A 24510-nucleotide genomic window follows, 5' to 3' on the forward strand; every position below is an offset into this window, starting at 1 on the left:
TCGTACGGCGTACGTCTAAAACCGAACCAGGGTAGCATCTATTCCGTACGGCGTACCAAAAAGTTACGGTGAAGCCATGCCCACCCAGCCCGACCCCGTCCTCCGACTCCTGTGGCGCCACGGCGCCGGCGAACCGCAGGGACCCCGGCGCGGCCGCAAGCAGCGGCTGAGCGTGGACGACGTCGTCGACGCGGCGATCCGAATAGCCGACCGCGACGGGCTGTCCGGCCTCTCGATGCGGCTGCTCGCCACCGACCTCGGGCTCGGCGCCATGAGCCTGTACACCTACGTGCCCGGCCGGGACGAGCTCCTCGCGCTGATGGTGGACCGGGCCCTCGGTCGTCGAGAGCTACCGGCGATGCCGGACGGCCTGCCTGACCGCATGGCACTGATCGCGCGCGTCCAGTACGAGGAGCTCCAGGAGCACCCCTGGCTGCTCGAGATCTCGGGGTTGCGGGCCTGGGTGGGACCCGGCGCGTCCGACCGTTACGAGTGGCAGCTCTCCGGTCTCGAGGGTGTTGGTCTCGACGACATCGAGATGGACCAGACGGTCGCCCTGCTCAGCGGTTTCGTGGGCAGCGTCGTCCAGGCCCAGCAGCGGATCCGGCAGGACGAGCGCACGTCGGGCCTGACCCAGGCCGAGTGGTGGGCGGCGAACGCCGACGAGCTCGACGTGGTGATGGCCGGGCGGTCGTACCCGCTCGCCGGTCGCGTCGGCGCCGCCGCGGGAGAGGCCTACCAGGCGGCCACCGACCCAGCTCGGGAGATGGAGTTCGGCCTCGCACGGATCATCGACGGCCTGATGTCCTACATCGAGGGCAAGCAGGCCGCCCAACGCTGACAGTCGCCCGGCCGGCGACCGCACCTGGTCCTGCTCAACCTTTTCCGTGCGCAAAATTCCTTGCCCGACCCGGGCTCAGCGGCAGAGTTTCGCTCGGCAGGGCGCACGACCACCGAATAATCACCGAACTGATTCCCTCGGGTGAGCACCGAGGCCCGTCGAAGCGATACGGTGATACCGAGGCGCAAACCCCGCGCCGCGAAACCCGCGCTCCCGCTCCCAAGGCGGTTGGCGCCGTTCTCCCCGGAGGACCCACGTGACGACGACAACGACGTCCACACCCGCATCACCGCCCAGCTTCGCACCGTCCGGATCGCCCGCCGAGGGTTCCGCGCTCGCCACCGCGCACGCGCAGCTCGCCTCCGCGGCCGAGATCCTCGGTTACGACGAAGGCCTGCGCCGCATGCTTGCGACCCCCCGCCGTGAGATCCACGTCGCGGTGCCGCTTCGCCGCGACTCCGGAGAGACCGTGCTCTTCCACGGTTTCCGCGTGCAGCACAACGTGAGCCTAGGCCCGGGCAAGGGCGGCCTGCGCTACCACCCCTCGGTCGACGTCGACGAGGTGCGGGCGCTGGCCATGTGGATGACCTGGAAGTGTGCGGTGGTCAACCTGCCGTACGGCGGCGCCAAGGGCGGCGTCGCCATCGACCCCCGCGGCTACTCGCAGGCCGAGCTCGAGCGCGTGACCCGGCGGTACACGTCGGAGATCATGCCGATGATCGGCCCCGACACCGACATCATGGCCCCGGACATGGGCACCGACGCCCAGACCATGGCCTGGGTCATGGACACCTACTCGGTCAACCGCGGCTACACGATCCCCGCGGTGGTGACCGGCAAGCCCCTCGCGGTCGGCGGCTCGCTGGGCCGCGGCACCGCCACGTCGGCGGGCATCGTGCACGTCACGTCCGCCGCGCTCGCCGAGGCCGGCGTCTCCCTGAGCGATGTGTCCGTCGCCATCCAGGGCTTCGGCAAGGTCGGCTCGCACGCCGCGGAGATCTTCGCGGCGCGCGGCGCGCGCGTCGTCGCCGTGAGCGACCAGTACGGCGGCATCCGCGCCGACGGCGGCCTCGACGTGCCCCGGCTCATGGAGCACGTGCGGCGCACCGGTTCGGTCGTGGACTTTCCCGACGCGGACCGGGTCTCCAACACGGAGCTGCTCGCGCTCGACGTCGACGTGCTGGTCCCCGCCGCCATCGAGGGTGTGCTCGACGAGACCACGGCCGGCGACGTCAAGGCTCGCTGGGTGGTCGAGGGAGCCAACGGCCCCACGACGGCCGCCGGCGACGCGCTGCTCGCGAAGAACGACGTGACGGTGGTCCCGGACGTCCTGGCGAACGCCGGCGGCGTCGTCGTCTCCTACTTCGAGTGGGTCCAGGCGAACCAGACGTACTGGTGGACCGAGCAGGAGATCGCGGACAAGCTGGAGCACCGCATGACCACCGCGTACGCGGAGGTCTCGGCCCTGGCTCAGCGCGAGCACCTGTCGCTGCGGGACGCCGCCCTCGTGATCGGCGTCAAGCGGGTCGCCGAGGCCCACCAGATCCGGGGCCTGTACCCCTGATGTGACGGCCGCCGTTGGTCGGGTCTCGACGAGCTCGACCAGCGGTTGGCGAGGTCTCGACGAGCTCGACCGGCGGTGGGGCGGGCTCGTCTACGCTCTCGGGGTGGACGAACTTGTAGCGCGGCTGCGTGCCGCCGGCTGTGTCTTCGCCGAGGACGAGGCGCGCATCATCACCGAGGCCGCCGACGGTGACGCCGCCCGCCTCGAAGAGCTGGTCGCCGCGCGCGTCGGCGGGCTTCCCCTGGAGCACCTGGTGGGCTGGGCCGAGCTCGACGGCCGGCGCTGGCGTGTCGCACCCGGGGTCTTCGTACCGCGGCAACGGTCCGAGCTGCTGGTCCGGGAGGCGACCGTGCGCGCGGCCGGTGACGGGACCGCGGTCGGCACCGTCCTGCTGGTCGACCTGTGCTGCGGCTGCGGCGCGCTCGGCGGCGCGGTCGCGGCCCGCCTCCTCGCGACGGGACGCGACGTCGAGATCCACGCCGCCGACGTCGACCCCGCGGCTGTGGCCTGCGCCCACGACAACCTCAAGACGCTGGCCGACGACGCTGCCGCGGCCCGGGCCGGCGTGCTCACAGCGCACACCTTGGTGGGCGACCTCGCCGACCCCCTCGAGGCCGAGGTGTGGGGCCGCGTCGACGTCCTGGTCGCGAACGCACCGTACGTGCCGACCGCCGCGATCAGCCTGATGCCGCCCGAGGCCCGGGAGCACGAGCCGCACGCGGCACTCGACGGCGGCGGCGACGGGCTGGCGATCCTGCGGCGCGTGATCGACCTGGCCCCGAAGCTTCTGCGCCGGGGCGGACACCTGCTCGTGGAGACGGGCGACGGTCAGGTGAGCGCCGCCGTCGGGCACATGACGGCCGCCGGGCTGAGGGCGACCGTCCTGTCCGACGACGAGCTGGGCGCCACGGCCCTCGCCGCCACCCTGCCGGAGTAGCCGCGCGGCAGGGGCGGGCCGGCGCGCCGGATCAGCTCAGCGGCTGGCGGGACGCCCACGCCTCCAAGCTCGTGCGCGGGCCCGTGAAGAACGGGACCTCCTCGCGCACGTGGCGACGAGCCTCGGTCGCGCGCAGGTCGCGCATGAGGTCGACGATGCGGTGCAGCTCGTCGGCCTCGAACGCGAGGATCCACTCGTAGTCGCCGAGCGCGAACGCGGAGACCGTGTTGGCGCGGACGTCCTTGTAGCCGGCGGCGGCCATGCCGTGGTCGCGCAGCATCGTGCGGCGCTCGTCCTCGGGCAGCAGGTACCAGTCGTAGGAACGCACGAACGGGTAGACGCAGATGTAGTCGCGCGGCGCCTCCCCCGCGAGGAACGCCGGCACGTGCCCGCGGTTGAACTCGGCCGGGCGGTGCAGCGCGGCGACCGACCACACGGGCTCCAGCGAGCGGCCCAGCTCGGACGCGCGCAGGGCCTGGTAGGCACCTTGCACCGCCTCGATCGACGGCCCGTGGGTCCAGAGCAGGAGGTCGGCGTCGGAACGCAGGCCGCCGACGTCGTACCAGCCGCGCGTCACGAGGTCCCCGGTGGTCGCGGCCGGGTCGCTGCCCCCGCCGACGGCGGCCTCGGCGTCGGCCACCACCGCCTTGCGCTCTGCCTCGTCCGCCGGGAGCGTCTCGGTCACGGAGAAGACCGAGAACATCGTGTACCTGATGCCCTCGTTGATGACGGTGGTGTCGATCTCGTGCCCGGTGTCGCCGTGCACGTGTGCGTCGTTCATGTGATGCCTCTCGTCGTGGCCGTCCCGCGGGACTCAGGAGTACAGGTCGGTGCTGCAGAGCGCCGGGACGCCGCTCGGCTCGCCGTCCCGGCGCAGGCAGCAGCCCGGGGCACAGACGGAACGCAGTGCGGGCAGCGAGCCCACGGTCGCCTCGGTGATCTCCTCGTCACGGGCCAGTGCGGCCCGCTCGAGCAGCAGGTCCACGAGACCACGGACGAACGGCTCGCGCGTGCCCACCGTGCCGGCTCGTACCGCCGCCATGCCGAGGTCCTTCGCGGTGGCGAGCGCCTCGGTGTCGAGGTCGTAGGCGACCTCCATGTGGTCCGAGATGAACCCGATCGGCGACAGGACCACGTTGCGCAGCCCGTCGCCCGCGAGGGCCTCCAGGTGGTCGTTGACGTCCGGCTCCAGCCAGGGCTGGCTCGGCGGACCGGAGCGGGAGCAGTAGGCCAGGTCCCAGGGCACCTCGTGCCCGAGACGCTCGGCGACCTCCGTGGCGACGACGCGGGCGAGGTCCAGGTGCTGCTCGGAGTAGGTGGCGCGCGAGATCCGCGACGCCGCCTCCATGGTGTCCGGGATCGAGTGCGTCACGAAGACCAGCTTCGCGTCGGCCCCGGACCCACCCTTCGCCTCGAGCTCGGCGTAGGCCTCGACGACGGCGTCGACGTTGGCCTGCGCGAAGCCCGGGTGGTTGAAGTAGGAGCGGATCTTGTCGAACTGGACGCCGGTGGACCCCACGGAGTCCAGCTGGCCGCGCTTCTCCAGCGTCACCGCGAGGTCCTCGCGGTACTGGCGGCAGCCGGAGTACGAGGAGAAGGCGCTGGTCACCAGCGCGACCGCGCGCTGAGCACCCAGCTTCTCCAGCTCGTCGATCGCGTCGCTGGTGTACGGGTCCCAGTTGCGGTTGCCCCACACGACCGGCAGGTCGATGCCACGGTCGGCCAGCTCGGCCTCGAGCGCGGCCTTCAGCGCGAGGTTCTGCTCGTTGATGGGGCTCTTGCCGCCGAACCCGTAGTAGTGCTCGCCCACCTCTTCGAGCCGCGCGTCCGGGATGCCCTTGCCCGCGGTGACGTTGCGCAGGAACGGCACCACGTCCTCCGGTTTGTTCGGACCACCGAAGGAGTAGAGCAGAAGGGCGTCGTACGGCGCGGCGTCGTGCGCCGCAGGCTGGGGGGAGTTCGCGGGCATGCGCCCATCTTTCCACCGTCAGCGGCGCACGCTCGCCCGGAGAGGGGCGAACGGGACGTGACATCGATGCGACGTCCTGTCAGAACCGCGCCAGCCGCCCGCGGCTCAGGTCGCCCTCGGCCGGGCGTGCACGTTGCCCCGGTCCAGCCGTTCCCGCAGCCCTGGCAGGACATCGAGCAGGTCCGACGGCGCCGGGCTCCGGGTCACCATCGACAGCCGGACCCGGGACCGGACCGGCGCCGGCTCTATGCGGTCACCGGGAGCCGCGTACCAGTGCGCCACCATGTCGGGCACGACGACGGCGCAGCGCCGCTCCCGCGCGGTGCGTACCGCCGACTCCGCCGTGGCCGAGTGCCGGACGTGCGCACCCAGGTCCGTGAGTCTCTGGAGCAGGGCGTCCCGGGACAGGTCGAGCGCGCAGCAGACCACCGTCTGCCCGGCGTACGGGCGTCGACCGCGTCCGCGCTCCGGGGCACCGTCGGGCAGCAGCGTGACCAGGTCGTGCTGCCCCACCTCCGTGGCCACGAGACCGCGGGCGATCGGCACCTGCTTCGCGATGGTCACGAACGCCGCGTCGAGCGTCCCCCGCTCCACCCACTCCAGCAGCCGCGGGCCGTGCTCCACCTCCGGCTGGACGACCACGTCGTCGAGCAGCACGTCGAGCACGGCGAACAGCGTGCCCGCGAGGCTCGGGATGGTGCCGACGGACACCGTCCGCGACCGGGCGGCCACGAGCGTGCGGTCGACGATGGCACCCAGGTGGTCGAGCACGTGCGCGGCCTGCGCGCAGAACTCCTGCCCGGCTGCCGTCGGGCGCGCGCCGGTCGTGTCCCGGTCGAACAGGGTGACGCCCACCCGCCGCTCGAGCGCGGCCAGCCGCTGGCTCGCCGAGGGCTGGCTCACCAGCAGCTCGCGCGCGGCGGCGCCGAGGGACCCGTGCCGCGCGACGGCGTCGACCAGCCGGAGATCCTCCACGGAGGGATATGAGCTCATAGCACCAGCCTATGGCCGCTCATGCGCGACGGCCGTCTACCGGCCGGTCCCGGGCGCGCGCAGGATGACGCCGTGCGCCACCCCCACCTCGTCACCCTGACCGCCACCACCTTCGTCACGTGGACCGGCCAGCGCATCACCGCGGTCGCGCTGCCGCTCGTCGCGCTCGACCAGACCGGCGACGCCTGGACCACTGGTCTCGTCGGTGGCTTCGCCGGCCTGCCGCTGCTCACCTCCGCGTGGTGGGGCCGGCGCCTGCGGTCTCGGCTGACGTCCGGGCACGCGCTGGCGGCCCTGCTCGCCGTGCAGGTGCTCGGGCTCGCCATGGTGCCCGTGGCGACGGCCACGGTCGGGGTCGGCGCGGCGGTGCTCTGCGCGACAGGCCTCGTCACCGGCACGACGTCGGCGCTGCTCGCGCCGGCGCAGCGTGCCCTGACCGCCGACCTGGCCGAGCTGCCCGGCAACGGGCCGGACGTGGGCGCGCGAGCCCTCGCCTGGCAGGACCTCGCGCACCGGTCGTCGATGATCTTCGCGCCACCACTCGGGGCGTGGCTGCTGGTCGTGTGGGGCGCCGAGCCGCTGCTGTGGTGCGAGGCCGCGGCCGTCGCGCTGAGCGCCGTGGCGATGCTGACGGTACCGGCGGCCTCGGCGGCCGCGCACAAGCCGTTGGTCGAGCCTGTCGGGACCTCCCCCGGTCCCGACAGGCTCGACCAACGAGGCCCGACCACCGAGGGAGATGAGCCGTCCCCCTCGATCCGCTCGGTGCTGCGCAACCATCCGGACCTGGCCGTCGGCATCGTCCTGGCGGGCATCGGGGGCGTCACGTGGTTCGCGTTCACGCTGGGGCTGACCCTGCTCGGCGCCGAGCTCGACCGACCGGGCGAGCTGGTCGCGACGGGCATGGCGGGGTACGGCGCCGCGACGGTCGGTATGTCGTTCGTCGTGCCGCTCGTGGTGCACCGGGTGCCACGCGTCCCCGCGATCGTCGTGTCGTGGGTGATGTTCGGGCTGGCCTATCTCGCGCTGCCCCTGGCCGCGCCCGATCTCCTCGCGGTGGCCCTGGTGTCCGCGGTGGGCGGTTCGACCATGCCGTTCGGGATAGCGGCGCTCAACGCGCTGATCGTGGACCGGACGACAGGCGCGGAACGCCGGACCGCGTTCACCGCGGAGACCGTGCTGCACAGCGGGGGCGCCTCGGCCGGCCTGCTCGTGGGCGGCGCGGTGATCGGCGCCTTCGGCGCCGGCCCGGTCCTGGTGGTCACCGGGTTGGTGCAGATCGTCGCGGCGGCCGTGGCGACCCTGTGGCTGCGCACCCGACCGGCGCGGACGGGACGAGCTAACGGCGGGCGGCGCCGACGAGGCTCGTCACGGCTGCGGCGAGGTCGCGCAGGCGCGGTGCGGTCCGGGCGATCAGGTCGTCCAGCTCGACCGGACCGGGCGCTATAGAGAACGCGGCGGCGATACCCGCGGCGCGGGCCTGCGCCTCCGGCAGCAGCACCTGACCGGCCACGACCACCACGGGCGGCCGGGTCGGCGACGCCGCGGCGAGCTGCGCGACGCCGTCGGCCACCTTGCCGTTGACCGACTGGGAGTCGAAGGACCCCTCACCCGTGATCACCAGGTCGGCCGCGGCGAGCGCCGCGGGCAGACCCACCGCCTCGGCCACGAGCACGGCGCCGGGCGTGTTCTCGGCCCCGAGCACGGCGATCAGCCCGGCGGGCACGCCGCCGGCCGCACCGGTACCGGGGATCTCGGCGACGGCGACGCCCGTCTCGCGCTCCAGGACCTCCGACCAGTGCCGCAGCGCGTCGTCGAGGAACTCCGCGTCCCCGCCCCGGGCACCCTTCTGCGGACCGAACACCTGCGCCGCCCCGTGCTCGCCCACCAACGGGTTCGTGACGTCGACGGCGAGCCGCCAGCGCACCTCGCGTGCCCGCGGGTGCAGCCCGGAGAGGTCGAGGGACGCTACGGAGGCCAACCCTTCCCCGCCGTCGGGCACCTGGCGGCCCTCCGCGTCGAGGAGGCGGGCACCCAGCCCGGTCAGGATGCCGGAGCCGCCGTCCGTGGAGGCGGAGCCGCCCAGGCAGACCAGGATCTCGGCGACGCCCGCGTCGAGCGCGGCTCGCGCGACGTCCCCGGTGCCGCGGGTGCTCGCGTGCAGCGGCTGCAGCGGCGCGTCGGACACCCCGGGCAGGCCGCTGGCCTCGGCCAGCTCGACCACGGCGGTGCTCCCGTCGGGCGACACGGCCCATCGGGCCGACGCCGGCCTGCCGATCGCGTCGACGGTCGTGGTGACCAGCGCCTCACCGCCCCAGACGGCGAGCAGCGCGTCGAGCGTGCCCTCACCGCCGTCGGCCATGGGCAAGCGGGTCACGACGGCGTCCGGGGCGGCGTCCAGCACCCCGTCAGCGACGGCGGACGCGACCTCGGCAGCGGACAGGCTGCCCTTGAACGAGTCGGGACAGACAACGACGTGCAGCGGCTCCACGCGCTGATCGTAGGCCGTCGAGGCCGTCAGTCGGAGAGGATTTCGGCCACCGGAACGAGGTCGGCGCCGAACGCCTCGGCCACACCCGCGCTCGTGATGCGCCCGGCGTGCGCGTTGAGGCCGTGGGCGAGCGCCGGGTCGGCCCGCAGCGCGTCCCGCCAGCCCTTGTCCGCGAGCGCCGTGACGTACGGCAGCGTCGCGTTCGTCAGGGCCCGGGTCGCCGTCACGGGTACGGCGCCGGGCATGTTCGCCACGCAGTAGTAGAGCGTGTCGTGCACGGCGAAGGTCGGGGCGTCGTGCGTGGTTGGGTGCGAGTGCTCGAAGCAGCCGCCCTGGTCGATGGCGATGTCGACGAGCACGGCGCCGGGCTTCATGGCCTTGACCATGGCGTCGGTCACGAGCTTGGGCGCGGCGGCGCCGGGGATCAGGACCGAACCGATGACCAGGTCCGCGGTCTCGAGCTGTTCGGCGACCTCGTACGTCGTGGACGCGCGGGTGGCCAGCGCCCCGCCGAACTGCACCTCGAGCTGCCGCAGCCGAGGGATGGAGATGTCCAGGATGGTGACGTCGGCGCCCATGCCGAGCGCGTTGGCCGCCGCGTGCTCGCCGGCGACGCCGCCTCCGATGACGACGACCTTGGCCTTGGGCGTGCCGGCCACTCCGCCCATCAACACGCCTGTACCGCCCTGGGGACGCATCAGGTGGTAGGCCCCCACCTGCGCGGACAACCGCCCGGCGACCTCGCTCATGGGGCTGAGCAGCGGCAGGGAGCGGTCGGGCAGCTGGACCGTCTCGTACGCGATGGCGGTGGTGCCGGCCGCGAGCAGCGCGTCGGTGCACGACGCGGACGCTGCGAGGTGGAGGTACGTGAAGAGGGTCAGGTCGGGCCGCATCAGTGCGTACTCGGGCTCTATCGGTTCCTTGACCTTGACCAGCAGGTCGACCGTGCCCCACACCTCCTCGGCGGTGGCGGCGATCCGCGCACCGGCGAGCCGGTACGCGTCGTCGTCGAAGCCGGATCCCTGCCCTGCACCGGCCTGCACCAGCACGTCGTGGCCGCGGCGGACCAGCTCGTGGGTGCCGGCAGGCGTGAGCGCGACCCGGCTCTCGTTGTTCTTGATCTCCGTGGGGACGCCGACGTTCATAAGGTGACGGTAATCACGTTGCGGTGTACGGGTCCAGGCCACGTTCCCGAATAGAATGTTCGGCCGTTGTGCACAACAATGGGCGAATGCTCAACCCCTGGCGGCTACGCCTCCTGCACCAGCTGCACCTGCTCGGCACCGTTCGCGCCGTGGCCGACGCGGCCCACATGAGCCCGTCGAGCGTCTCCCAGCAGCTGGCGACGCTGGAGACCGAGTCGAAGGCGCAGCTCTTCGAGCGGGTCGGACGGCGCATCCGGCTGACCCCGGCCGGTGTCACGCTCGCGGGCCACGCCTCCGACATCCTCGACCGGATCGCCGCGGCGGAGGCCGATATCGCGGGCCTGCACTCGGAGGCCACCGGCGTGGTGCGGCTCGCCGCGTTCACCAGCGCCTTCCATGGCATCGTGGTGCCCGCCGTCGCCGCCCTCGCCGAGGAGCACCCGCGCATCACGGTGGAGCTCACCGAGGCGGAACCCCTGGTCAGCCGCCCTGCACTGCAGCGCGGCGAGGTGGACGTCGCCGTCTGCGCGGACTTCCCGGACGCGCCCGTCCCGCCCGACGCCGACCTCAGCCGCCTACCGCTGACGGGCGACCGCGTGGTGCTCGTGACGGCTCGCGACACGCCCACCGGCGCGCGCTCGGGCCGGGTCGACCTGGCCGCTCTCGCGGACGAGCCGTGGGCGTTCGAGCATCCCGGCGCCCACCTCGCCGACCTGGCCGAGCGCCTCTGCCGCCGCGCCGGCTTCACGCCGCGGACCGTTGCCCGGTTCGAGAGCCACGGCACGCTGCTCAGCCATGTCGAGGCGGGACTGTCGGTCACGCTGCTGCCGCTGCTCGCCGTCCACGATCGATATACGGTGCGCACGCTGGACCTCATCGACCCGCCCCGGAGGGACATCCACCTCGTGGTCCGCCGCACCACCATGGACCGGGCCGCCGTACGCGTGGTGGTGGAGGCGCTCCGGTATCAGGCGCGATCGGCCTGAGGCCCCGTCAGAAGTCGTCGATGTCCGCCTGAGCGGCGCGCAGCGTCTCCGTCAGCTCGCGCAGCCGCGTGAGATCCTCCGCGTCCATCGCGGGAGCCACGTAGTGCGCTATCGACCGCACGTGGCGGCGCCCGAGCTCCTTCTGGGTGGCCGAACCCTCGTCGGTCAGGCTCACCAGCACGCCGCGCCCGTCGTCCGGCGACGGATGCCTGCGCACCAGGCCGCGCTTCTCGAGCCGCTCCACCATGCGCGACAGCGATGACTGGGCCATGAGGATGTTCTCGTTCAGCTCGCGCAGGCGCAGCGTCTCCCCCGGAGCGAGAGCGAGCGTGAACAGCACGTCGTACTCCCGCATGCTCAGATCGCCCCAGATGTCGTCCGCCAAGAGCCGGCGCATCACCGTCACCTGGGCACGGAACAGCGACTCCCATGCTTCGGCGGCCTCGCGAGCCGACGGCGCACGTCGCTCAGTCATCAGCGCCCCTCTCGTCATCCACGGCACGCTACCCGACTGAACTTTCGCTTACCTACCTGGGCGCGTGGTGGCGAATTTCACCATGTCGAATATCGGCGACACGGGCGTCATGACCCCCTCGAGCGACCCGTCCTCAGCGTCCGAGCCGACGCTCCCGGAGCGAGAAGTCGCGCAGTGCGCGCAGGAAGTCGACGCGCCGGAACGCGGGCCAGTAGGCCTCGCAGAAATAGAACTCGGTGTGCTGGCTCTGCCACATCAGGAACCCGCCGATGCGCTGTTCCCCCGAGGTCCGGATGACCAGCTCCGGGTCCGGCTGCCCCTTCGTGTACAGGTGCTCCGCGATGTGCTCGACGTCTATCGACTCAGCGAGGTCCGCGAGCGTGGCCCCGTCCTTCGCGCGCTCGGTGAGGTAGGAGCGGACGGCGTCGGCGATCTCCGTGCGGCCGCCGTACCCGATCGCGACGTTGACCTGGAGACCCTTCACGCCCGCCGTGCGGTCCGCGGCCGCGCGCAGTGCGGCGGCCAGGCGGGCCGGCAGCAGGTCGAGCCGTCCGATGACGCGCAGGCGCCAGCGACCGGACTCCGCGAGGTCCGACACGGCGTCCTCGATGATGTCGAGAAGGTTGCTCAGCTCATCGGCCGACCGGCTCAGGTTGTCCGTGGACAGCATCCACAGCGTGACGACCTCGATACCCAGCGACTCGGCCCAGCCCAGGAACTCGGTGATCTTGTCGGCGCCCCGACGGTGCCCCGTCGCCGCCGTCTCGCCGAAGGAGCGCGCCCAGCGGCGATTGCCGTCGAGCATCACGCCGATGTGCCGGGGCAGCGTCGCGCCGTGCAGGGCGGACGCGAGGCGACGCTCGTAGAGGCGGTACAGCGGGCTGGGCAGGCGCACGAATACCTCAGTGGGTCCGGGGCCGTGGACCGCGAGACGCGGTCCGCACGGCAGCTCTGGCGGCCGGGTGACACCCGGCAGGACGTGGACAAAGGTACCCCCCGAACGCGCGCGTTCCGGCGCATCGGCGCCCTTCCGGGACGCCGGACGGGCGACTCCCGCCAACCCGGCGCAGTATCTTCACAAGGCCCTTGTCAAGGGGGCGGCCAGCGAACCTACGCTAGAGTAAGTTACGCAACCGTAGGTAGCGTCCCGGTCCACGAAGGGCGCCGGTTGCCGAACGAATTGCCGAACGAAGAGGAGAGCAGCGTGCGAGCACCCACGGACGAGCCCGACCACTCGGCCGGCCGCTCGGACGAGGACACGAGCAAGCTCACCGACCGGCTCGACGACGTGCGGGACCGGGCGGGCGACGTCGTACAGGACATCTCCGACTCGGTATCGACCACCGTGGAGAAGGTCGAGCAGAAGATCAAGCCGCGCCTGCGCGGCTGGATCCACGCGGGGACGTTCCCGCTCGCCCTCGTGGCGAGCATCGTCCTGGTCGTGCTCGCCCCGACCGTGCCGGGCAAGGTCTCCGCGTCCGTCTTCGGCCTGAGCGCCTGCCTGCTGTTCGGTGTCTCCGCGGTCTACCACCGCGGCAACTGGTCACCCCGGGCCGACGCCGTCCTGCGCCGCCTCGACCACACGAACATCTTCCTCATCATCGCGGGCACCTACACACCGCTCGCGGTCCTGCTCCTCCCCCGCGACCAGGGGACGGTGCTGCTCTGGCTGGTGTGGAGCGGCGCGCTGCTCGGACTGCTGGCCCGCGTCTTCTGGCTCAACGCCCCCCGCTGGGTCTACGTGCCGGTCTACCTCGCGCTCGGCTGGGTGGCCGTGGCGTACATGGGCCAGTTCTGGGCCACCGGCGGCCCGGCCGTCGTCTGGCTCATCCTTGCGGGCGGCCTGGCCTACACGGCCGGCGCGATCGTCTACGGCACCAAGAAGCCCGACCCGAGCCCTACCTGGTTCGGCTTCCACGAGATCTTCCACGTGCTCACCGTGGTCGGCTTCGTCTGCCACCTGGTCGCCATCTACCTGGCCAACCTCGCGATCTGACCACCCCGCGGGCTCTCATGCGCCCGTGGGAACCACCGTGTAGCGCCGGTTCGCCAGCGACGGGTTCGTCCTGCGGACCGCGGCGAGCGGAGCGGGGTCCAGGTCGACGGTGCGGTACGCCTGCTCGTCACCCATCTCCAGTCCGACGACGCCGTCCGGCCCCGCCAGGAGCGTGCGCCCCGTGACGCCCTTGCCCGTCATGCCGACGCCGATCACCACCGCGGTGTTCTCGATCGCCCGCGCCTGGAGCAGCGTGCGCCAGTGGTCGGCCTTGAGCGGGCCGGCGACCCAGGCGGCCGGGTAGACCAGCACGTCCGCTCCGGCGTCGACCACGCGGCGGGCCGACTCCGGGAACCGCAGGTCGTAGCAGGTCAGCACCCCGAAGGTGAGCCCGCCCAGGCGCAGGGTGACCGGCTCGGCGTCCGCGGGGCCGGGCTCGAGCAGGTCCGACTCCTGGTACCCGAACGCGTCGTACAGGTGCACCTTGCGGTAGACGCCCGCGAGCTCGCCGGCGCCGTCGACGACGACCAGGGCGTTCACCGCGCGGACCCCGTCGGAGCCGGGCAGCGTGACGCCGGCGATCACGGCGAGCCCGTGCTTGCGCGCCCTGTCCCGCAGGAGTGTGACGAACGGTCCGTCGAGCGGCTCCGCGTGCTTCGGCCCGACGCCGTGCGGGTCGTAGCCGGACGCGTACTCCGGCAGCACGAGCAGGTCGGCCTTGGCCCGCGCCGCCACCTTGAACGCGTCGAGCGCGGTCTGGCGGTTGGCGCCGTGGTCGTCGGTGACGGCCACCTGGGCGACCGTCACGCGGACAACTCCGGCGACGGTGGCCCGCTCGGCCTGATCAGTCACCCGAGCCGCCACCGTCCCCGCCCGACGAACCACTGCCGCCGGATGCCGAGCCGCCCGCGTCGGACGTCCCGGACGTACCACCCGCGTCGGGGGTGCTCGCGTCGTCGGGCTCCTTGGCGGCGGGGGCCGTGTCGCCGTTCGAGTCGGCCCGACGGAAGCTGACGACCTGCGGGGCCGGGACCGGCAGGCCCTGCTGGCGGGCGTTGTGACCTGCCTGGCGCAGGTGCTTGCTCATGTTCAGGAACAACAGCACGCACGCGATCGCCAGCGCGAAGGTGACGATGAAGCCGATGAGCCCCGGCGAGACCTGCCACTCCTCCAGGCCCGGGCGGAGCGTGCCCTCGGTGGGGTTGGGTGACGGCTCCGTCGCGAGAGCGATCGCGCCGGCTGCCAGGCGGCTCATGCGGGGACCTCCGACCGGACGCCCTCGAACAGGTCCTCCTCGTACTCACCCTCAGCGCGCTCGGGCAGCGGCACACGGGACTCCGCGAGCTCGTACTCGTCCCACGGCCACACGTCGACCTCGAGGTCGCGCGGCACCGCGAAGAAGAAGCCCTTGGGGTCGATCTGCGAGGCGTGCGCCATCAGGGCGGCGTCCCGGTTCGTGAAGTAGTCGGCGACGGGGACCAGCGTGGTCACCTGGCGCTCCGGGATCTCGCGGGCGTCGCGTGACTCGACCCAGTCGCCGAAGGGTGACTCGAGGCCGGCGCCCTCCATCGCCTCGTGCACCGCACGGATGCGCTTCATCGAGAAGCCGTGGTTGTAGTAGAGCTTGAGCGGCTCCCAGGGCTCCCCCGCGCCGGGGTACCGGTCCGGGTCGCCCGCCGCGGCGAACGCCTCGAACGACACCTCGTGGCACTTGATGTGGTCGGGGTGCGGGTAGCCACCCGACGGGTCGTACGTCGTGATGACGTGCGGCCGGAACTCACGGACAGCCTGCACCAGCGGCGCCGCGGCCTCCTCCAGCGGTACCAGCGCGAAGCAACCCTCGGGGAGCGGAGGCAGCGGGTCGCCCTCGGGCAGTCCCGAGTCCACGAAGCCCAGCCACTGCTGACGCACACCCAGCGCCTCGGCGGCCTGGGCCATCTCCAGCCGGCGTACCGCGCGGCGGCCCTCGACCGACTCGAACTCGTGGCCCGCGGGTACCTCGAACGACGGGTTCAGGATGTCGCCCCGTTCGCCCCCGGTGCATGTGACGACGAGGACCTCCACCCCCTCTGCGGCGTAGCGGGCCATCGTGGCGGCCCCCTTGCTCGACTCGTCGTCCGGGTGCGCGTGCACCGCCATCAGACGGAGCGGCTCGCGCTCGGGTACGGACACTGGGTCCTCCTGTGTGGGATGAGGCTGTGTGGGATGAGGCTGCGTGGGATGACTACTGGGACAATCACTCACATGGACCATGATGGTCCAGGGACAATCTTGCTACGAACCACTGACACCTCGAACCGAGCGAGCCGTGATGACCGACCCAGACCCCGCCGCACCGACCGGCGCCACGCCCGTACAGGCACCGAGCCTCGCCGAGCGCTACGGCCGCGCGAGGCCCGGATCGCACCGGGCGGCGGCGCAGCCCGGCGGGGACGACCCGTGGGACGAGGCGGACGACGTCCGGCCTCGTCCGAAGCTCTCCGTGGGCGCCCGGATCGCGGTCGCCGCCGCGCTGGCCGCCGGTGTCGCGCTCGCCGCGTGGTTCACGATCGTCGACACGCAGCGCGATCCTGTGACCTTCACCGACGTCGGTTTCTCGGTGACGAGCCCCGAAGCGGTGGACGTCACGTTCGAGGTGAGCATGCCGCCGGGGACCGAGGCCGTGTGCACCGTGACCGCGCTGAGCCAGAGCTTCGCGGAGGTCGGCGCGGTGGACGTCGAGGTGGGCCCGGACGAGGCCCGCACGACACGCCACACGGTGACCGTCGCCACGACGGAGCTCGCGACGACGGGCGTCGTGGACCACTGTGACCTGCGCTGAGACCGACCTCACCGAACAAGTACGTCGTCCGCTCAGAGCGGAAACAGGGAATCTCTTGGCATGTCTTTCCCGGGAATTGGTATTCTCGTCGTTTCACACGCTGTGTTGACCGGCTGACGCGCGTGCCCGATCCGTTTCCGTCGGCCGGGATCCGCGCGCTGCCGTAACTGTGGCTCGATCGAGCAACGACGAAAGGAGAGCCCCCGTGGCCGACGCTTCTGTCACCTGGCTCACCCAGGAGGCGCACGACAAGCTCAAGGCTGAGCTGGAGTATCTCTCCGGCCCCTACCGGGCGGAGATCACCGAGCGCATCGCGGCTGCCCGCGACGAGGGCGACCTCAAGGAGAACGGCGGCTACCACGCCGCGCGCGAGGAGCAGGGGAAGAACGAGGCACGGATCCTTGAGCTCACCGAGAAGCTCCGCCACGTCCAGGTCGGCACCCCCGCGGACGACGGCAAGGTCGAGCCCGGCATGGTCGTGACCGCGATCGTCGCCGGCGACGAGATGAACTTCCTTTTCGGCTCGCGCGAGATGGCGGGGTCCACGGACCTCGACGTCTACTCGCCGACGTCGCCGCTGGGCGCAGCGATCGACGGAAAGTCGATAGGCGCGAAGACGACCTACCACGCGCCGAACGGGCGCGACATCCCCGTGGAGATCACGGGAGCGAAGCCCTTCCAGGGCTGAGCCACAGGCTCGGGCCGTGCCCCTGGAGCCTGATCGCAGCGCAGGACGACGGGCCTGTCAGACAGCCGGTTCACCCACGTGACCGGAGTGTCCGGCAGGCCCGTCGGCATGTCCGAGGTCCGCGAGCCGGCGCTGCAGGAACCGGCGGTCGCCCTCCCGGTCCACCTGTCCGAGCGCCCGCCGGTACTCCACCGCGGCCTCTGCGGTTCGGCCCGCGCGCCGCAGCAGGTCCGCCCGCATCGCGGGGAGCAGGTGATAGGCCGCCAGCTCGGGTGCTGACGCGACGTCGTCGAGCGCCGCCAGGCCCGCCTCGGGTCCTCGCGACATCCCCACCGCCACCGCCCGGTTGAGCGCCACCACCGGCGAGCGCGTCATACCCGCCAGTACGTCGTAGAGGGCCTCGATCTCGGCCCAGTCCGTGGCGTCGGCCGAGGCCGCCCGGGCGTGCAGCGCCGCGATCGCCGCCTGCACCTGGTACGGACCGGCACGGCGTGCCGCGAGCGCGTCGTCGAGCACCGTCAGTCCCTCGCCGATCTCGTCGCGCCGCCACAGCGACCTGTCCTGCTCCTCGAGCGTGCGCGGCACCGCTTCGGCCCCGGTGCTCACGCGCGCCCGGCGCCGCGCGTGCTGGAGCAGCAGCAGCGCGAGCAGACCGCGCGCCTCCGGCTCGTCGGGCAGGAGGCGTGCGACGAGCCGGGCGACCCGGACCGCGTCGTCGGCCAGGGCTCGGCGAGCCTCGGCCCCGGCGACCTCGTCGACGGGTTCCGCCCACGCGTCGTACCCCTCGGTGAACAGCACGTACAGCACGGCCAGGACCGCGGAGACGCGGTCGTGCAGCAGCTCGGGCGGCGGCACGCGGAACGCGATGCCGGCGCTCCGAATCTTGCGCTTGGCCCGGGTCAGGCGCTGGGCCATCGTCGTCTCGGGCACCAGGAAGGCTCGCGCGACCTGCGCCGTCGTCATACCCGTGAGGGACCGGAGCGTGAGCGCGACCCGGCCCTCCAGCGGCAGTGCGGGGTGGCAGCAGGTGAAGACGAGGCGCAGCAGGTCGCCGTCGGGGTCCTCCGCCCCGGGGGCGGCCCAACCGTCGCCGGGGCCCCCACCGCCGTCCACGGCCCCGGCGGCCGGGTCGCCGGCAGCCGAGGTGAGCCGCTCGGTCAGTCGCGCCGCCACCGCCACCTTCTCCGCCTCGACCTTGCGGCGGCGCAGCCGGTCCAGCGCACAGTTGCGTGCGGTGGTGGTCAGCCACGCCCCGGGGCGGGCGGGCACGCCGTCCCGCTCCCAGGTGCGCAGCGCGACCGCGAACGCCTCCTGCGCGCAGTCCTCCGCCAGGTCGAGGTCACCGGTGCTGCGGGCGACTGCCGCGAGCACGCGTCCCCACTCCTCGCGGAACGCGGCGGTGACGGCCTGCCCGACGTCGGTCACCCCTCGCCCTCGGCACCGTCGTCGAGGTCGAGGGGCCAGAACGGGCGCAGCTCGATCGCGCCGGTGTGCGCCATCGGGTGGGCGGCCGCGATCCGGATGGCCTCGTCGAGGTCCGGCGCCTCCAGGACGTCGAAGCCCGCGATCACCTCTTTGGTCTCCGTGAACGGGCCGTCGGTGACGACCACCTCGCCGGTACGGACCTGCACGCCGACGGCGTCGGCGGGCGGACGCAGCCGGTCGCCGATGATCGCCCGTCCCGTGCCGTAGGTGTCCCGCACCCAGTCCTCGATGTGGGGCACGTCCCCCGTGGGCGCGGGCGCGTCGGGCGTGGACAGGACGAGCATGAGGTAACGCATGGTTGTGCTCCCTTCCGGGGCGGCCCCGGAGTCATGGTCCCGCGACCGGTCGGCCGCGTCACTCCGACGACGAACGGGAACGCGCCCGCACGACACCCGCACGACACTCAGTTCGCGACGACCTCGTAGCCCTCGGACTCCAGCCGCTCGACGACGGCGGCGCGGTGCTCGGTGCCCTTGGTCTCGAGCTGCAGGTTGACCCGCACCTCGGACACGGCGAGCGAGACGTCGGTCCGCGTGTGGTCGACGGCCACGATGTTGGCCCCTGCCGCAGCGATCGTCTCCACGAGCCGGGCGAGCGCACCCGGCTTGTCCATCAGCCGCACCTGCAGCTTGAGGTACCGTCCGGCCGCGACCAGACCGTGCTGCACCACGCGCAGCAGCACGAGGGGGTCGATGTTCCCGCCCGACAGGACGGCGACGACCGGCCCCTTGAACACGCCGGGACCCGCGGCCATGATGCCGGCGACGGCAGCAGCTCCGGCGGGCTCGACCATCAGCTTCGAGCGCTCGAGCACCGCGAGCAGCGCCCGCGAGAGCTGGTCCTCGCTGACGGTCCGGACCTCGACGCCCTCTTTCTGCACGATCCCGAACGGCACGTCGCCCGGTAGCCCCACGGCGATGCCGTCGGCCATGGTGGAGCCGAGCGTGCCCGCCAGCGGCTTGCCGGCCTTCAACGAGCCCGGGTAGGCCGCGGCCGACGCCGCCTGGACGCCCACCACCTTGACGTGCGGTGCCGCCTCGGCCAGCACGGCGGCGATCCCGGCCACCAGCCCGCCACCGCCCAGCGGCACGACGACGGTGGCGACGTCCGGCACCTGTTCCAGGATCTCCAGGGCGACGGTGCCCTGGCCCGCCACGACGTCAACGTGGTCGAACGGGTGGATGAGCACCCGGCCGGAGCGGGCGGCCTCCACGCGGGCGGCGGCGAGCGCCTCGTCCACGGAGGAGCCGACCATCCGCACCTCGGCCCCGTACCCGCGCGTCGCCGCGACCTTGGGCAGGGCCGCGTCGACCGGCATGTAGACGACGGTGTCGATACCGAGCATGCCCGCCGCGACCGCCACGCCTTGCGCGTGGTTCCCGGCCGAGGCCGCGACGACTCCACGCTCCCGTTCGGCGGCCGACAGGCGTGCGAGCCGCACGTACGCGCCGCGCACCTTGAACGAGCCGGCGCGCTGCAGGTTCTCGCACTTGAGCAGCACCTTGGTACCGGCGATGGTGGAGAGCGCGCGGCTCTCGGTGATCGGTGTACGGGTGATGACGCCGTCGAGCATCTCTGCGGCGGCGCGGGCGTCGTCGGCGGTCACCGTGAGGTGGCCGCCGTAGGACTCCAGGTCGAACGGATCCAGGGGCACAGCGCGCATGTTGCCCGACTACGCCCCCGGATGCACGTTCAGCGCTTCTGATCACCCTCTGAAGGATCACGATCCTCGTCGACGCCGACGTCCGCGACGGCGCCTTCGGCCACCACGCCGGGAGTACGGCGCAGCCGGAGCGGGATCGGTGGCGCGTCGGCGGCGCGCCACCGGATCGGCAGCGCGTCCTCGTCCCCGAGCTCCGGGAACTTGTCGTGCCCGTTGAGGTAGAGGATCACGGTGTTCAGCACTGCCGCGAGCGGCACCGCGAACAGGGCGCCGACGATGCCTGCGACATACGACCCTGCGGCCACGGCGAGGATCACGGCGACCGGGTGCAGCGAGACGGCCTGCCCCATGAGGAATGGCTGCAGCGCGTGCGACTCGATCTGCTGCACCAGCAGCACCACGCCGAGCATGATGAGGGCGGCCACCCAGCCGTTCGACACGAGCACCACGACGACGGCGATGGCTCCCGTGACGATGGCACCGACCACCGGCACGAACGAACCGACGAACACGAGGATGCTGATCGGCAGGGCGAGCGACGGGACGAAGAACACGGCGCCGATCCCGATACCGACCGCGTCCACGGCGGCGACGAGGATCTGTGTGCGGGTGTAGGCGGCGAGCGTGACGGCGCCGCGCCGGCCGGCCTGGTTGACCCGCTCGCGGGAGGACTGCGGCAGCAGGCCGACGATCCAGCTCCAGATGCCCCGCGGGTCGTGCAGGAAGAAAAACGTGCAGAACAGCGCGATCAGCGCCCCGATCAGCACGCTGCCCGCGGTGGCGGCGGCCCCGAGAGCCCCGCTCACGATCGCGGCCTGCTGCGCCTCGAGCTGGTCGAGGATGTCCTGGCTGTAGCTCTGCAGCTGCTCCTCGAGCCCGAACTGCGAAGAGAGCTGCGTCCAGAGCTCGTTGAAGCCGCTGATGGCCTGCGCCGTCAGGTCGGCGAACCCGTTCGCGATCGACTGTCCCGCCAGGGTGATCAGGCCGGCGACCACCACGATCAGGCCGACCAGGGAGAGCCCGGCGGACAACCCGCGCGGCAGGCGCAGGCGCTCGTTCAGCAGGCGGCGCACCGGCGTCAGCATGATGGTGAGCAGCAGCGCGACCGCCACCGGGATCACGATCGACTTCAGGAGCGTGAGGAGCCAGAGCGCGGCGGCGACGAACGCGCCGATGAGGAGCATCCGCCACGACCACGAGGCGGCGGCCCGGATCGCTGGCGGGACCGCACCCGACTCGTCGGTCGGCGGCGCGGTGGTCGGGCTGGACGTCACGCTTGTCTCCTCGGTCTGCGACACGGATACGACCCTAGGGGAGCACACCGGCATGCCGCTGGCCTGCTCACGCGCCGCACCAAAGGTGCACCGCCCGCTCACGGGTCCGACATGTCTCGAACGCGTCCGGGTGCCGCTCTCGCGAGCCGTCCCGGCAGGTAGCCGTCAGGCCTCCAGCTTCCGCTTCTGCGGATGCGGGGTCTCGCCGCGCTCCAGCATCTCGACGAACTTGGTGATGTTGCGGGCGCGAGTCTCCGCCTTCTTGACGCCGGTGACCCGGAACAGGATCGCGAACCGGTTCTGGGCGGTGAGGATCTCGAACATCGCCGCAGCACGCGGGCTCGCCGCGAGCGCCTCGGCGAGGTCCGGGGGTACCTCGAAATTGCTGTTGACCTCATAGGCGGCTTCCCAGCGCCCGTCGGCCCTCGCCTTGTCGATCTCCTCCTGGCCCCGGATGCGCATGCGACCCTCGGCGATCAGACGCTCCACGATGCGTACGTTCCGGGCGGACCACCGGCTGCGTGGCCGGCGGGGGCAGTACCGCTGCAGGGTGGTCGTATCGTCCCGGCTGCGCGCCTGGGCATCGATCCAGCCGCTGCACAGCGCCTCGTCGAGCGCCTGGCCGCGGGTCAGGGTCGTCGGGGAGTCCTTGCCCTTCCTCGCGAGGATCAGCCAGACGCCGTCCGACGTCGACTCGTTCTCGTCGAGCCAGGCGCGCCACGCCGCGACGTCCGGGATCAGGAGCTCGGGATCGGTCTCAGCCATGGGGAGGACGCTACGCCGAACCACCGACATGCCGCCCGTCCCTGGGCCCGAACGCCCGCAGCGCATCGGCGTCGCTGTTGGCCGACGTCACGTACTCCCGTGCCCACTCCTCCGCGCCGGGGTAGGTGCTCGCCGTCGCGATCGCGGCCACCGCCACCTCGACGTCGACGGGCGTGTGCCGCAGCTCCACCTGACCGTCCCGCAGGAGCGCCCACGAGCCACCCGCACGGCCGTAGGGCATCCCGACGCTGCCGGGGTTGACACACAGGCGCCGGTCGACGAGACGCACGAACGGCATGTGGGTGTGGCCCATGACGACGGTCGCGATGTCGGCGTCGAGACCGCCCAGCACCTCCGCCCAGCGCTCGAGGGACGAGTCGACGAGCACCACCTCCTCGTCGTCGCGCGGGGTGGCGTGACAGAACACGACGCGGCCGAACCCGCGCACCGCCAGCTCGGCCGGGTGCGGCAGGCCGGCGAGCAGCGCGACGTCGTCGGGGCGCAGCTGGGCCGCCGCCCACGGTGCCACCGGATCGGGGATGTCGGTGCCGCCGCCGCGCGCGAGCGCGACCAGCTCGCGGTCCGCGTTGCCGCGCACCAGCAGCGCCCGCTCGCCCAGGGCCCGCAGGCGGTCCAGCACGGCGACGGGTTGTGGCCCTGCGGCGTGGTCGCCGGTCACGACGACACGGTCCGCAGCCACCACGTCGGGTTCCGCGAGCACCGCCTCCAGCACGGGAAGCACCCCGTGGACGTCCGACAGGACCGCTACGGAACCGACCTCGCTGCTCATGCCCCGACCTTGGCGTGAACCGGCCCGCACCGCCACCAGGGTCTGCCGCTGGCAGAACGCAAGCGCCGGAACACCTCCACGCCGGTCCGTGTTGGAATGGGTAAACGTGCTACCGCACGAAGCAGACCCTTAAGGATGTGCGCCTGATGACGTTCTTGAACTCCCTCTTCGGCCCTGGTTCCGGTTCCAAGACCACGATGGTCGCGCCTGAGGACGCCCTGCCCGGCCGTTCCGCGCCGCTGCTGCAGAACCCGCGCCCGCACACGGTCCTCGGATCGTCGATCACCGGTCCGTGGGAGCCCGGCACGCGGGTGCTCTACCTGGCGATGGGCTGTTTCTGGGGCGCCGAGGAGATCTACTGGCAGGTACCCGGCGTGGTGAGCACCGCCGTCGGATACATGGGCGGGACGACGCCCAACCCGACGTACGAGGAGGTCTGCAGCGCCCGGACCGGGCACACGGAGACCGCCCTCGTCGCGTACGACCCGGCCCGGGTGACCGAGGCCGATCTGCTCAAGATCTTCTGGGAGCGGCACGACCCGACGCAGGGCTTCCGCCAGGGCAACGACGTCGGCACGCAGTACCGCTCGGCGATCTACTGGACGTCGCCGGAGCAGGCGGAGGTGGCCGAGGAGACCGCGCAGCGCTACGCCGAGGTGCTCAGCGCCAAGGGGTACGACGCGATCACCACGGAGATCGCCCCGGCCGCCGAGGCCGGACCGTTCTACTACGCCGAGGACTACCACCAGCAGTACCTGTCCGACGCGAAGAACCCGAACGGCTACCGCTGCCACGCCACGACCGGCGTCCCGTTCCCCGACGCCGCCTGACCAACCTCTGGTCGTGGGCGTGACCGTTGCGAGCACGCGCCCGGGGCGCGACGGTCACGCCCACAGCCCTGGGTCGTGTCAGTGGGGCGCCGTAGGGTCGCTCCCATGATTCGAATGCCCGCCACCGAGATCTCCGTCACCGGCGAGGACTGGTACGGCCGTGACCTCTCCGGTGAGGACCACATGGCCACGCTGTTCGCCGACGTCGACATGACGGAGGCCACGGGGACGGGCGCGACCTTCGACTCGTGCGTGTTCCGGGGAGTGCGCTTCAACAGCGCCCACCTCACGGAGTTCGCCTTCACATCGTGCGTGTTCGACGGGTGCGTGTTCTTCGACGCGAAGCTGGAGCGCTGCAAGCTCGTCGGCTCCCGGTTCGCCGACTGCCGGTTCGACCTGCTCAAGGTCACCGGCGGCAACTGGTCCTTCACCGACCTGCACCGGGCGGCGCTGGCCGGCGCGGAGTTCGACGGCGTCCGGTTCCGTGAGGCCGACCTGGCCGGGATCAAGGCGTCCGGGGCGGTGCTGGTCGGCTGCGACCTGTCCGGTGCGGACCTTGAACAGGCCGACCTGACCAACGCCGACCTGCGCGGCAGCGACCTGTCGGCGCTGGACCCGCTCTCGGCGAACCTGACGGGCGCGGTGGTCAGCGAGGCCCAGGCGATCATGCTCGCCGAGACGCTCGGCCTGGTGGTCCGGCCGGACTGAGCGGCCTGCGGCGCCGGCGGTTCGGCCAGTGATATCGGTTCGATCGGACCCTGCGCGCGGCCCTATGCTCGGGTCCGCTCGCACACGTACTG

Annotated in this window: 26 protein-coding genes; 10 read left to right on the plus strand and 16 right to left on the minus strand. The window is 72.3% G+C overall.

The window, feature by feature from the left end; translation table 11 throughout:
- Positions 1-76: 76 nt before the first annotated feature.
- The 3 genes from LUU90_RS24050 (at position 77) to LUU90_RS24060 (ending at position 3342) form a co-directional block, all read left to right on the plus strand.
- Positions 77-841, plus strand: a complete 765-nt coding sequence (locus LUU90_RS24050; RefSeq protein ID WP_275006568.1) for a TetR/AcrR family transcriptional regulator — start codon at positions 77-79, stop codon at positions 839-841.
- Between the two features lie 256 nt (positions 842-1097).
- On the plus strand, positions 1098-2405 hold the full coding sequence (locus tag LUU90_RS24055; protein WP_275006571.1) for a Glu/Leu/Phe/Val family dehydrogenase: 1308 nt from the start codon (positions 1098-1100) through the stop codon (positions 2403-2405).
- A gap of 103 nt (positions 2406-2508) precedes the next feature.
- Positions 2509-3342, plus strand: coding sequence for a putative protein N(5)-glutamine methyltransferase (locus LUU90_RS24060; RefSeq protein ID WP_275006573.1), 834 nt, complete (start codon positions 2509-2511; stop codon positions 3340-3342).
- 31 nt (positions 3343-3373) lie between these two features.
- Here the strand turns inward: LUU90_RS24060 and hemQ are convergent, their stop codons facing one another.
- The 3 genes from hemQ to LUU90_RS24075 all read right to left on the minus strand — a co-directional run bounded on the left by hemQ (position 3374) and on the right by LUU90_RS24075 (position 6304).
- Positions 3374-4123, minus strand: a complete 750-nt coding sequence (gene hemQ / locus LUU90_RS24065) for a hydrogen peroxide-dependent heme synthase (RefSeq protein WP_275006575.1) — start codon at positions 4121-4123, stop codon at positions 3374-3376.
- Positions 4124-4156: 33 nt separating this feature from the next.
- Positions 4157-5311: a ferrochelatase gene (locus LUU90_RS24070; RefSeq protein ID WP_275006577.1), complete on the minus strand. Its 1155-nt coding sequence runs from the start codon at positions 5309-5311 to the stop codon at positions 4157-4159.
- A gap of 105 nt (positions 5312-5416) precedes the next feature.
- Positions 5417-6304 carry a LysR family transcriptional regulator gene (locus LUU90_RS24075; RefSeq protein WP_275006579.1) on the minus strand — a complete coding sequence of 296 codons (888 nt, stop codon included), beginning with the start codon at positions 6302-6304 and terminating at the stop codon, positions 5417-5419.
- A 72-nt stretch (positions 6305-6376) separates the two neighbouring features.
- Here LUU90_RS24075 and LUU90_RS24080 point away from each other — a divergent pair, with 72 nt between their 5' ends.
- Positions 6377-7750 carry an MFS transporter gene (locus LUU90_RS24080; protein ID WP_275006581.1) on the plus strand — a complete coding sequence of 458 codons (1374 nt, stop codon included), beginning with the start codon at positions 6377-6379 and terminating at the stop codon, positions 7748-7750.
- Here LUU90_RS24080 and LUU90_RS24085 read toward each other — a convergent pair.
- Positions 7641-8792 (minus strand): glycerate kinase, encoded by a 1152-nt coding sequence (locus LUU90_RS24085; RefSeq protein ID WP_275006583.1) that lies wholly within the window; start codon positions 8790-8792, stop codon positions 7641-7643. The two genes, LUU90_RS24080 and LUU90_RS24085, sit on opposite strands and share 110 nt — an antisense overlap.
- Before the next feature lie 26 nt (positions 8793-8818).
- The gene (ald, locus tag LUU90_RS24090; protein WP_275006585.1) at positions 8819-9937 is read right to left on the minus strand and encodes an alanine dehydrogenase; all 1119 of its coding nucleotides are present in this window, start codon (positions 9935-9937) and stop codon (positions 8819-8821) included.
- 86 nt (positions 9938-10023) lie between these two features.
- Between ald and LUU90_RS24095 the strand changes: the two genes are divergently transcribed.
- Positions 10024-10923: a LysR family transcriptional regulator gene (locus tag LUU90_RS24095; RefSeq protein ID WP_275006587.1), complete on the plus strand. Its 900-nt coding sequence runs from the start codon at positions 10024-10026 to the stop codon at positions 10921-10923.
- A gap of 7 nt (positions 10924-10930) precedes the next feature.
- On the opposite strand, the gene LUU90_RS24100 is transcribed toward LUU90_RS24095, so the two are convergent.
- Positions 10931-11398: a MarR family winged helix-turn-helix transcriptional regulator gene (locus tag LUU90_RS24100; protein WP_275006588.1), complete on the minus strand. Its 468-nt coding sequence runs from the start codon at positions 11396-11398 to the stop codon at positions 10931-10933.
- A 133-nt stretch (positions 11399-11531) separates the two neighbouring features.
- On the minus strand, positions 11532-12293 hold the full coding sequence (locus LUU90_RS24105) for an isoprenyl transferase (protein ID WP_275006590.1): 762 nt from the start codon (positions 12291-12293) through the stop codon (positions 11532-11534).
- A gap of 426 nt (positions 12294-12719) precedes the next feature.
- On the opposite strand from LUU90_RS24105, the gene trhA reads away from it, so the two are divergent.
- On the plus strand, positions 12720-13394 hold the full coding sequence (trhA, locus tag LUU90_RS24110; protein ID WP_275006689.1) for a PAQR family membrane homeostasis protein TrhA: 675 nt from the start codon (positions 12720-12722) through the stop codon (positions 13392-13394).
- A 15-nt stretch (positions 13395-13409) separates the two neighbouring features.
- On the opposite strand, the gene LUU90_RS24115 is transcribed toward trhA, so the two are convergent.
- The 3 genes from LUU90_RS24115 to mca are packed head-to-tail and all read right to left on the minus strand — an operon-like array spanning position 13410 to position 15533.
- Positions 13410-14246, minus strand: a complete 837-nt coding sequence (locus LUU90_RS24115) for a carbon-nitrogen hydrolase family protein (protein ID WP_275006592.1) — start codon at positions 14244-14246, stop codon at positions 13410-13412.
- Entirely contained in the window at positions 14239-14649 is a 411-nt protein-coding gene (locus LUU90_RS24120) for a hypothetical protein (protein WP_275006594.1), read from the minus strand. The genes LUU90_RS24115 and LUU90_RS24120 overlap by 8 nt, the downstream gene beginning before the upstream one ends.
- Positions 14646-15533: a mycothiol conjugate amidase Mca gene (gene mca / locus LUU90_RS24125; protein ID WP_275006691.1), complete on the minus strand. Its 888-nt coding sequence runs from the start codon at positions 15531-15533 to the stop codon at positions 14646-14648. Before mca ends, LUU90_RS24120 begins: the two co-directional genes overlap by 4 nt.
- A 172-nt stretch (positions 15534-15705) precedes the next feature.
- Here mca and LUU90_RS24130 point away from each other — a divergent pair, with 172 nt between their 5' ends.
- Together LUU90_RS24130 and greA are read left to right on the plus strand one after the other, a co-directional pair.
- Positions 15706-16215: a DUF4307 domain-containing protein gene (locus LUU90_RS24130; protein ID WP_275006596.1), complete on the plus strand. Its 510-nt coding sequence runs from the start codon at positions 15706-15708 to the stop codon at positions 16213-16215.
- 205 nt (positions 16216-16420) lie between these two features.
- A complete protein-coding gene (gene greA, locus LUU90_RS24135; RefSeq protein ID WP_275006598.1) occupies positions 16421-16903 on the plus strand; it encodes a transcription elongation factor GreA in 483 nt (160 codons plus the stop codon).
- 57 nt (positions 16904-16960) lie between these two features.
- On the opposite strand, the gene LUU90_RS24140 is transcribed toward greA, so the two are convergent.
- The 6 genes from LUU90_RS24140 to LUU90_RS24165 form a co-directional block, all read right to left on the minus strand.
- Positions 16961-18328, minus strand: coding sequence for an RNA polymerase sigma factor (locus LUU90_RS24140; RefSeq protein WP_275006599.1), 1368 nt, complete (start codon positions 18326-18328; stop codon positions 16961-16963).
- Positions 18325-18684: a YciI family protein gene (locus tag LUU90_RS24145; RefSeq protein WP_275006601.1), complete on the minus strand. Its 360-nt coding sequence runs from the start codon at positions 18682-18684 to the stop codon at positions 18325-18327. The genes LUU90_RS24140 and LUU90_RS24145 overlap by 4 nt, the downstream gene beginning before the upstream one ends.
- 107 nt (positions 18685-18791) lie before the next feature.
- On the minus strand, positions 18792-20051 hold the full coding sequence (gene ilvA / locus LUU90_RS24150) for a threonine ammonia-lyase (protein ID WP_275006603.1): 1260 nt from the start codon (positions 20049-20051) through the stop codon (positions 18792-18794).
- A 29-nt stretch (positions 20052-20080) separates the two neighbouring features.
- Positions 20081-21325: an AI-2E family transporter gene (locus LUU90_RS24155; RefSeq protein ID WP_342471143.1), complete on the minus strand. Its 1245-nt coding sequence runs from the start codon at positions 21323-21325 to the stop codon at positions 20081-20083.
- Positions 21326-21490: 165 nt separating this feature from the next.
- Positions 21491-22090, minus strand: a complete 600-nt coding sequence (locus LUU90_RS24160) for a YdeI/OmpD-associated family protein (protein WP_275006605.1) — start codon at positions 22088-22090, stop codon at positions 21491-21493.
- A 10-nt stretch (positions 22091-22100) separates the two neighbouring features.
- Positions 22101-22880 carry a metallophosphoesterase family protein gene (locus LUU90_RS24165; protein ID WP_275006607.1) on the minus strand — a complete coding sequence of 260 codons (780 nt, stop codon included), beginning with the start codon at positions 22878-22880 and terminating at the stop codon, positions 22101-22103.
- Between the two features lie 146 nt (positions 22881-23026).
- Between LUU90_RS24165 and msrA the strand changes: the two genes are divergently transcribed.
- Positions 23027-23710, plus strand: a complete 684-nt coding sequence (gene msrA / locus LUU90_RS24170) for a peptide-methionine (S)-S-oxide reductase MsrA (protein WP_275006609.1) — start codon at positions 23027-23029, stop codon at positions 23708-23710.
- A gap of 105 nt (positions 23711-23815) precedes the next feature.
- Positions 23816-24418: a pentapeptide repeat-containing protein gene (locus LUU90_RS24175; RefSeq protein ID WP_275006611.1), complete on the plus strand. Its 603-nt coding sequence runs from the start codon at positions 23816-23818 to the stop codon at positions 24416-24418.
- Positions 24419-24510 lie beyond the last annotated feature (92 nt).

It is taken from the genome of Promicromonospora iranensis (assembly GCF_028994775.1).
GTDB classification, from domain to species: Bacteria; Actinomycetota; Actinomycetes; order Actinomycetales; family Cellulomonadaceae; genus Promicromonospora; species Promicromonospora iranensis_A.

What these genes read in the sequence shown, in the direction of transcription:
- LUU90_RS24050 (WP_275006568.1), top strand. Translation starts at nt 77, where the DNA reads ATGCCCACCCAGCCCGACCCCGTCCTCCGACTCCTGTGGCGCCACGGC.
- hemQ (WP_275006575.1), bottom strand. Translation starts at nt 4,123, where the DNA reads ATGAACGACGCACACGTGCACGGCGACACCGGGCACGAGATCGACACC.
- LUU90_RS24070 (WP_275006577.1), bottom strand. Translation starts at nt 5,311, where the DNA reads ATGCCCGCGAACTCCCCCCAGCCTGCGGCGCACGACGCCGCGCCGTAC.
- LUU90_RS24075 (WP_275006579.1), bottom strand. Translation starts at nt 6,304, where the DNA reads ATGAGCTCATATCCCTCCGTGGAGGATCTCCGGCTGGTCGACGCCGTC.
- ald (WP_275006585.1), bottom strand. Translation starts at nt 9,937, where the DNA reads ATGAACGTCGGCGTCCCCACGGAGATCAAGAACAACGAGAGCCGGGTC.
- LUU90_RS24095 (WP_275006587.1), top strand. Translation starts at nt 10,024, where the DNA reads ATGCTCAACCCCTGGCGGCTACGCCTCCTGCACCAGCTGCACCTGCTC.
- LUU90_RS24100 (WP_275006588.1), bottom strand. Translation starts at nt 11,398, where the DNA reads ATGACTGAGCGACGTGCGCCGTCGGCTCGCGAGGCCGCCGAAGCATGG.
- LUU90_RS24120 (WP_275006594.1), bottom strand. Translation starts at nt 14,649, where the DNA reads ATGAGCCGCCTGGCAGCCGGCGCGATCGCTCTCGCGACGGAGCCGTCA.
- mca (WP_275006691.1), bottom strand. Translation starts at nt 15,533, where the DNA reads ATGGCGGTGCACGCGCACCCGGACGACGAGTCGAGCAAGGGGGCCGCC.
- LUU90_RS24130 (WP_275006596.1), top strand. Translation starts at nt 15,706, where the DNA reads ATGACCGACCCAGACCCCGCCGCACCGACCGGCGCCACGCCCGTACAG.
- LUU90_RS24145 (WP_275006601.1), bottom strand. Translation starts at nt 18,684, where the DNA reads ATGCGTTACCTCATGCTCGTCCTGTCCACGCCCGACGCGCCCGCGCCC.
- ilvA (WP_275006603.1), bottom strand. Translation starts at nt 20,051, where the DNA reads ATGCGCGCTGTGCCCCTGGATCCGTTCGACCTGGAGTCCTACGGCGGC.
- LUU90_RS24160 (WP_275006605.1), bottom strand. Translation starts at nt 22,090, where the DNA reads ATGGCTGAGACCGATCCCGAGCTCCTGATCCCGGACGTCGCGGCGTGG.
- LUU90_RS24165 (WP_275006607.1), bottom strand. Translation starts at nt 22,880, where the DNA reads ATGAGCAGCGAGGTCGGTTCCGTAGCGGTCCTGTCGGACGTCCACGGG.
- msrA (WP_275006609.1), top strand. Translation starts at nt 23,027, where the DNA reads ATGACGTTCTTGAACTCCCTCTTCGGCCCTGGTTCCGGTTCCAAGACC.
- LUU90_RS24175 (WP_275006611.1), top strand. Translation starts at nt 23,816, where the DNA reads ATGATTCGAATGCCCGCCACCGAGATCTCCGTCACCGGCGAGGACTGG.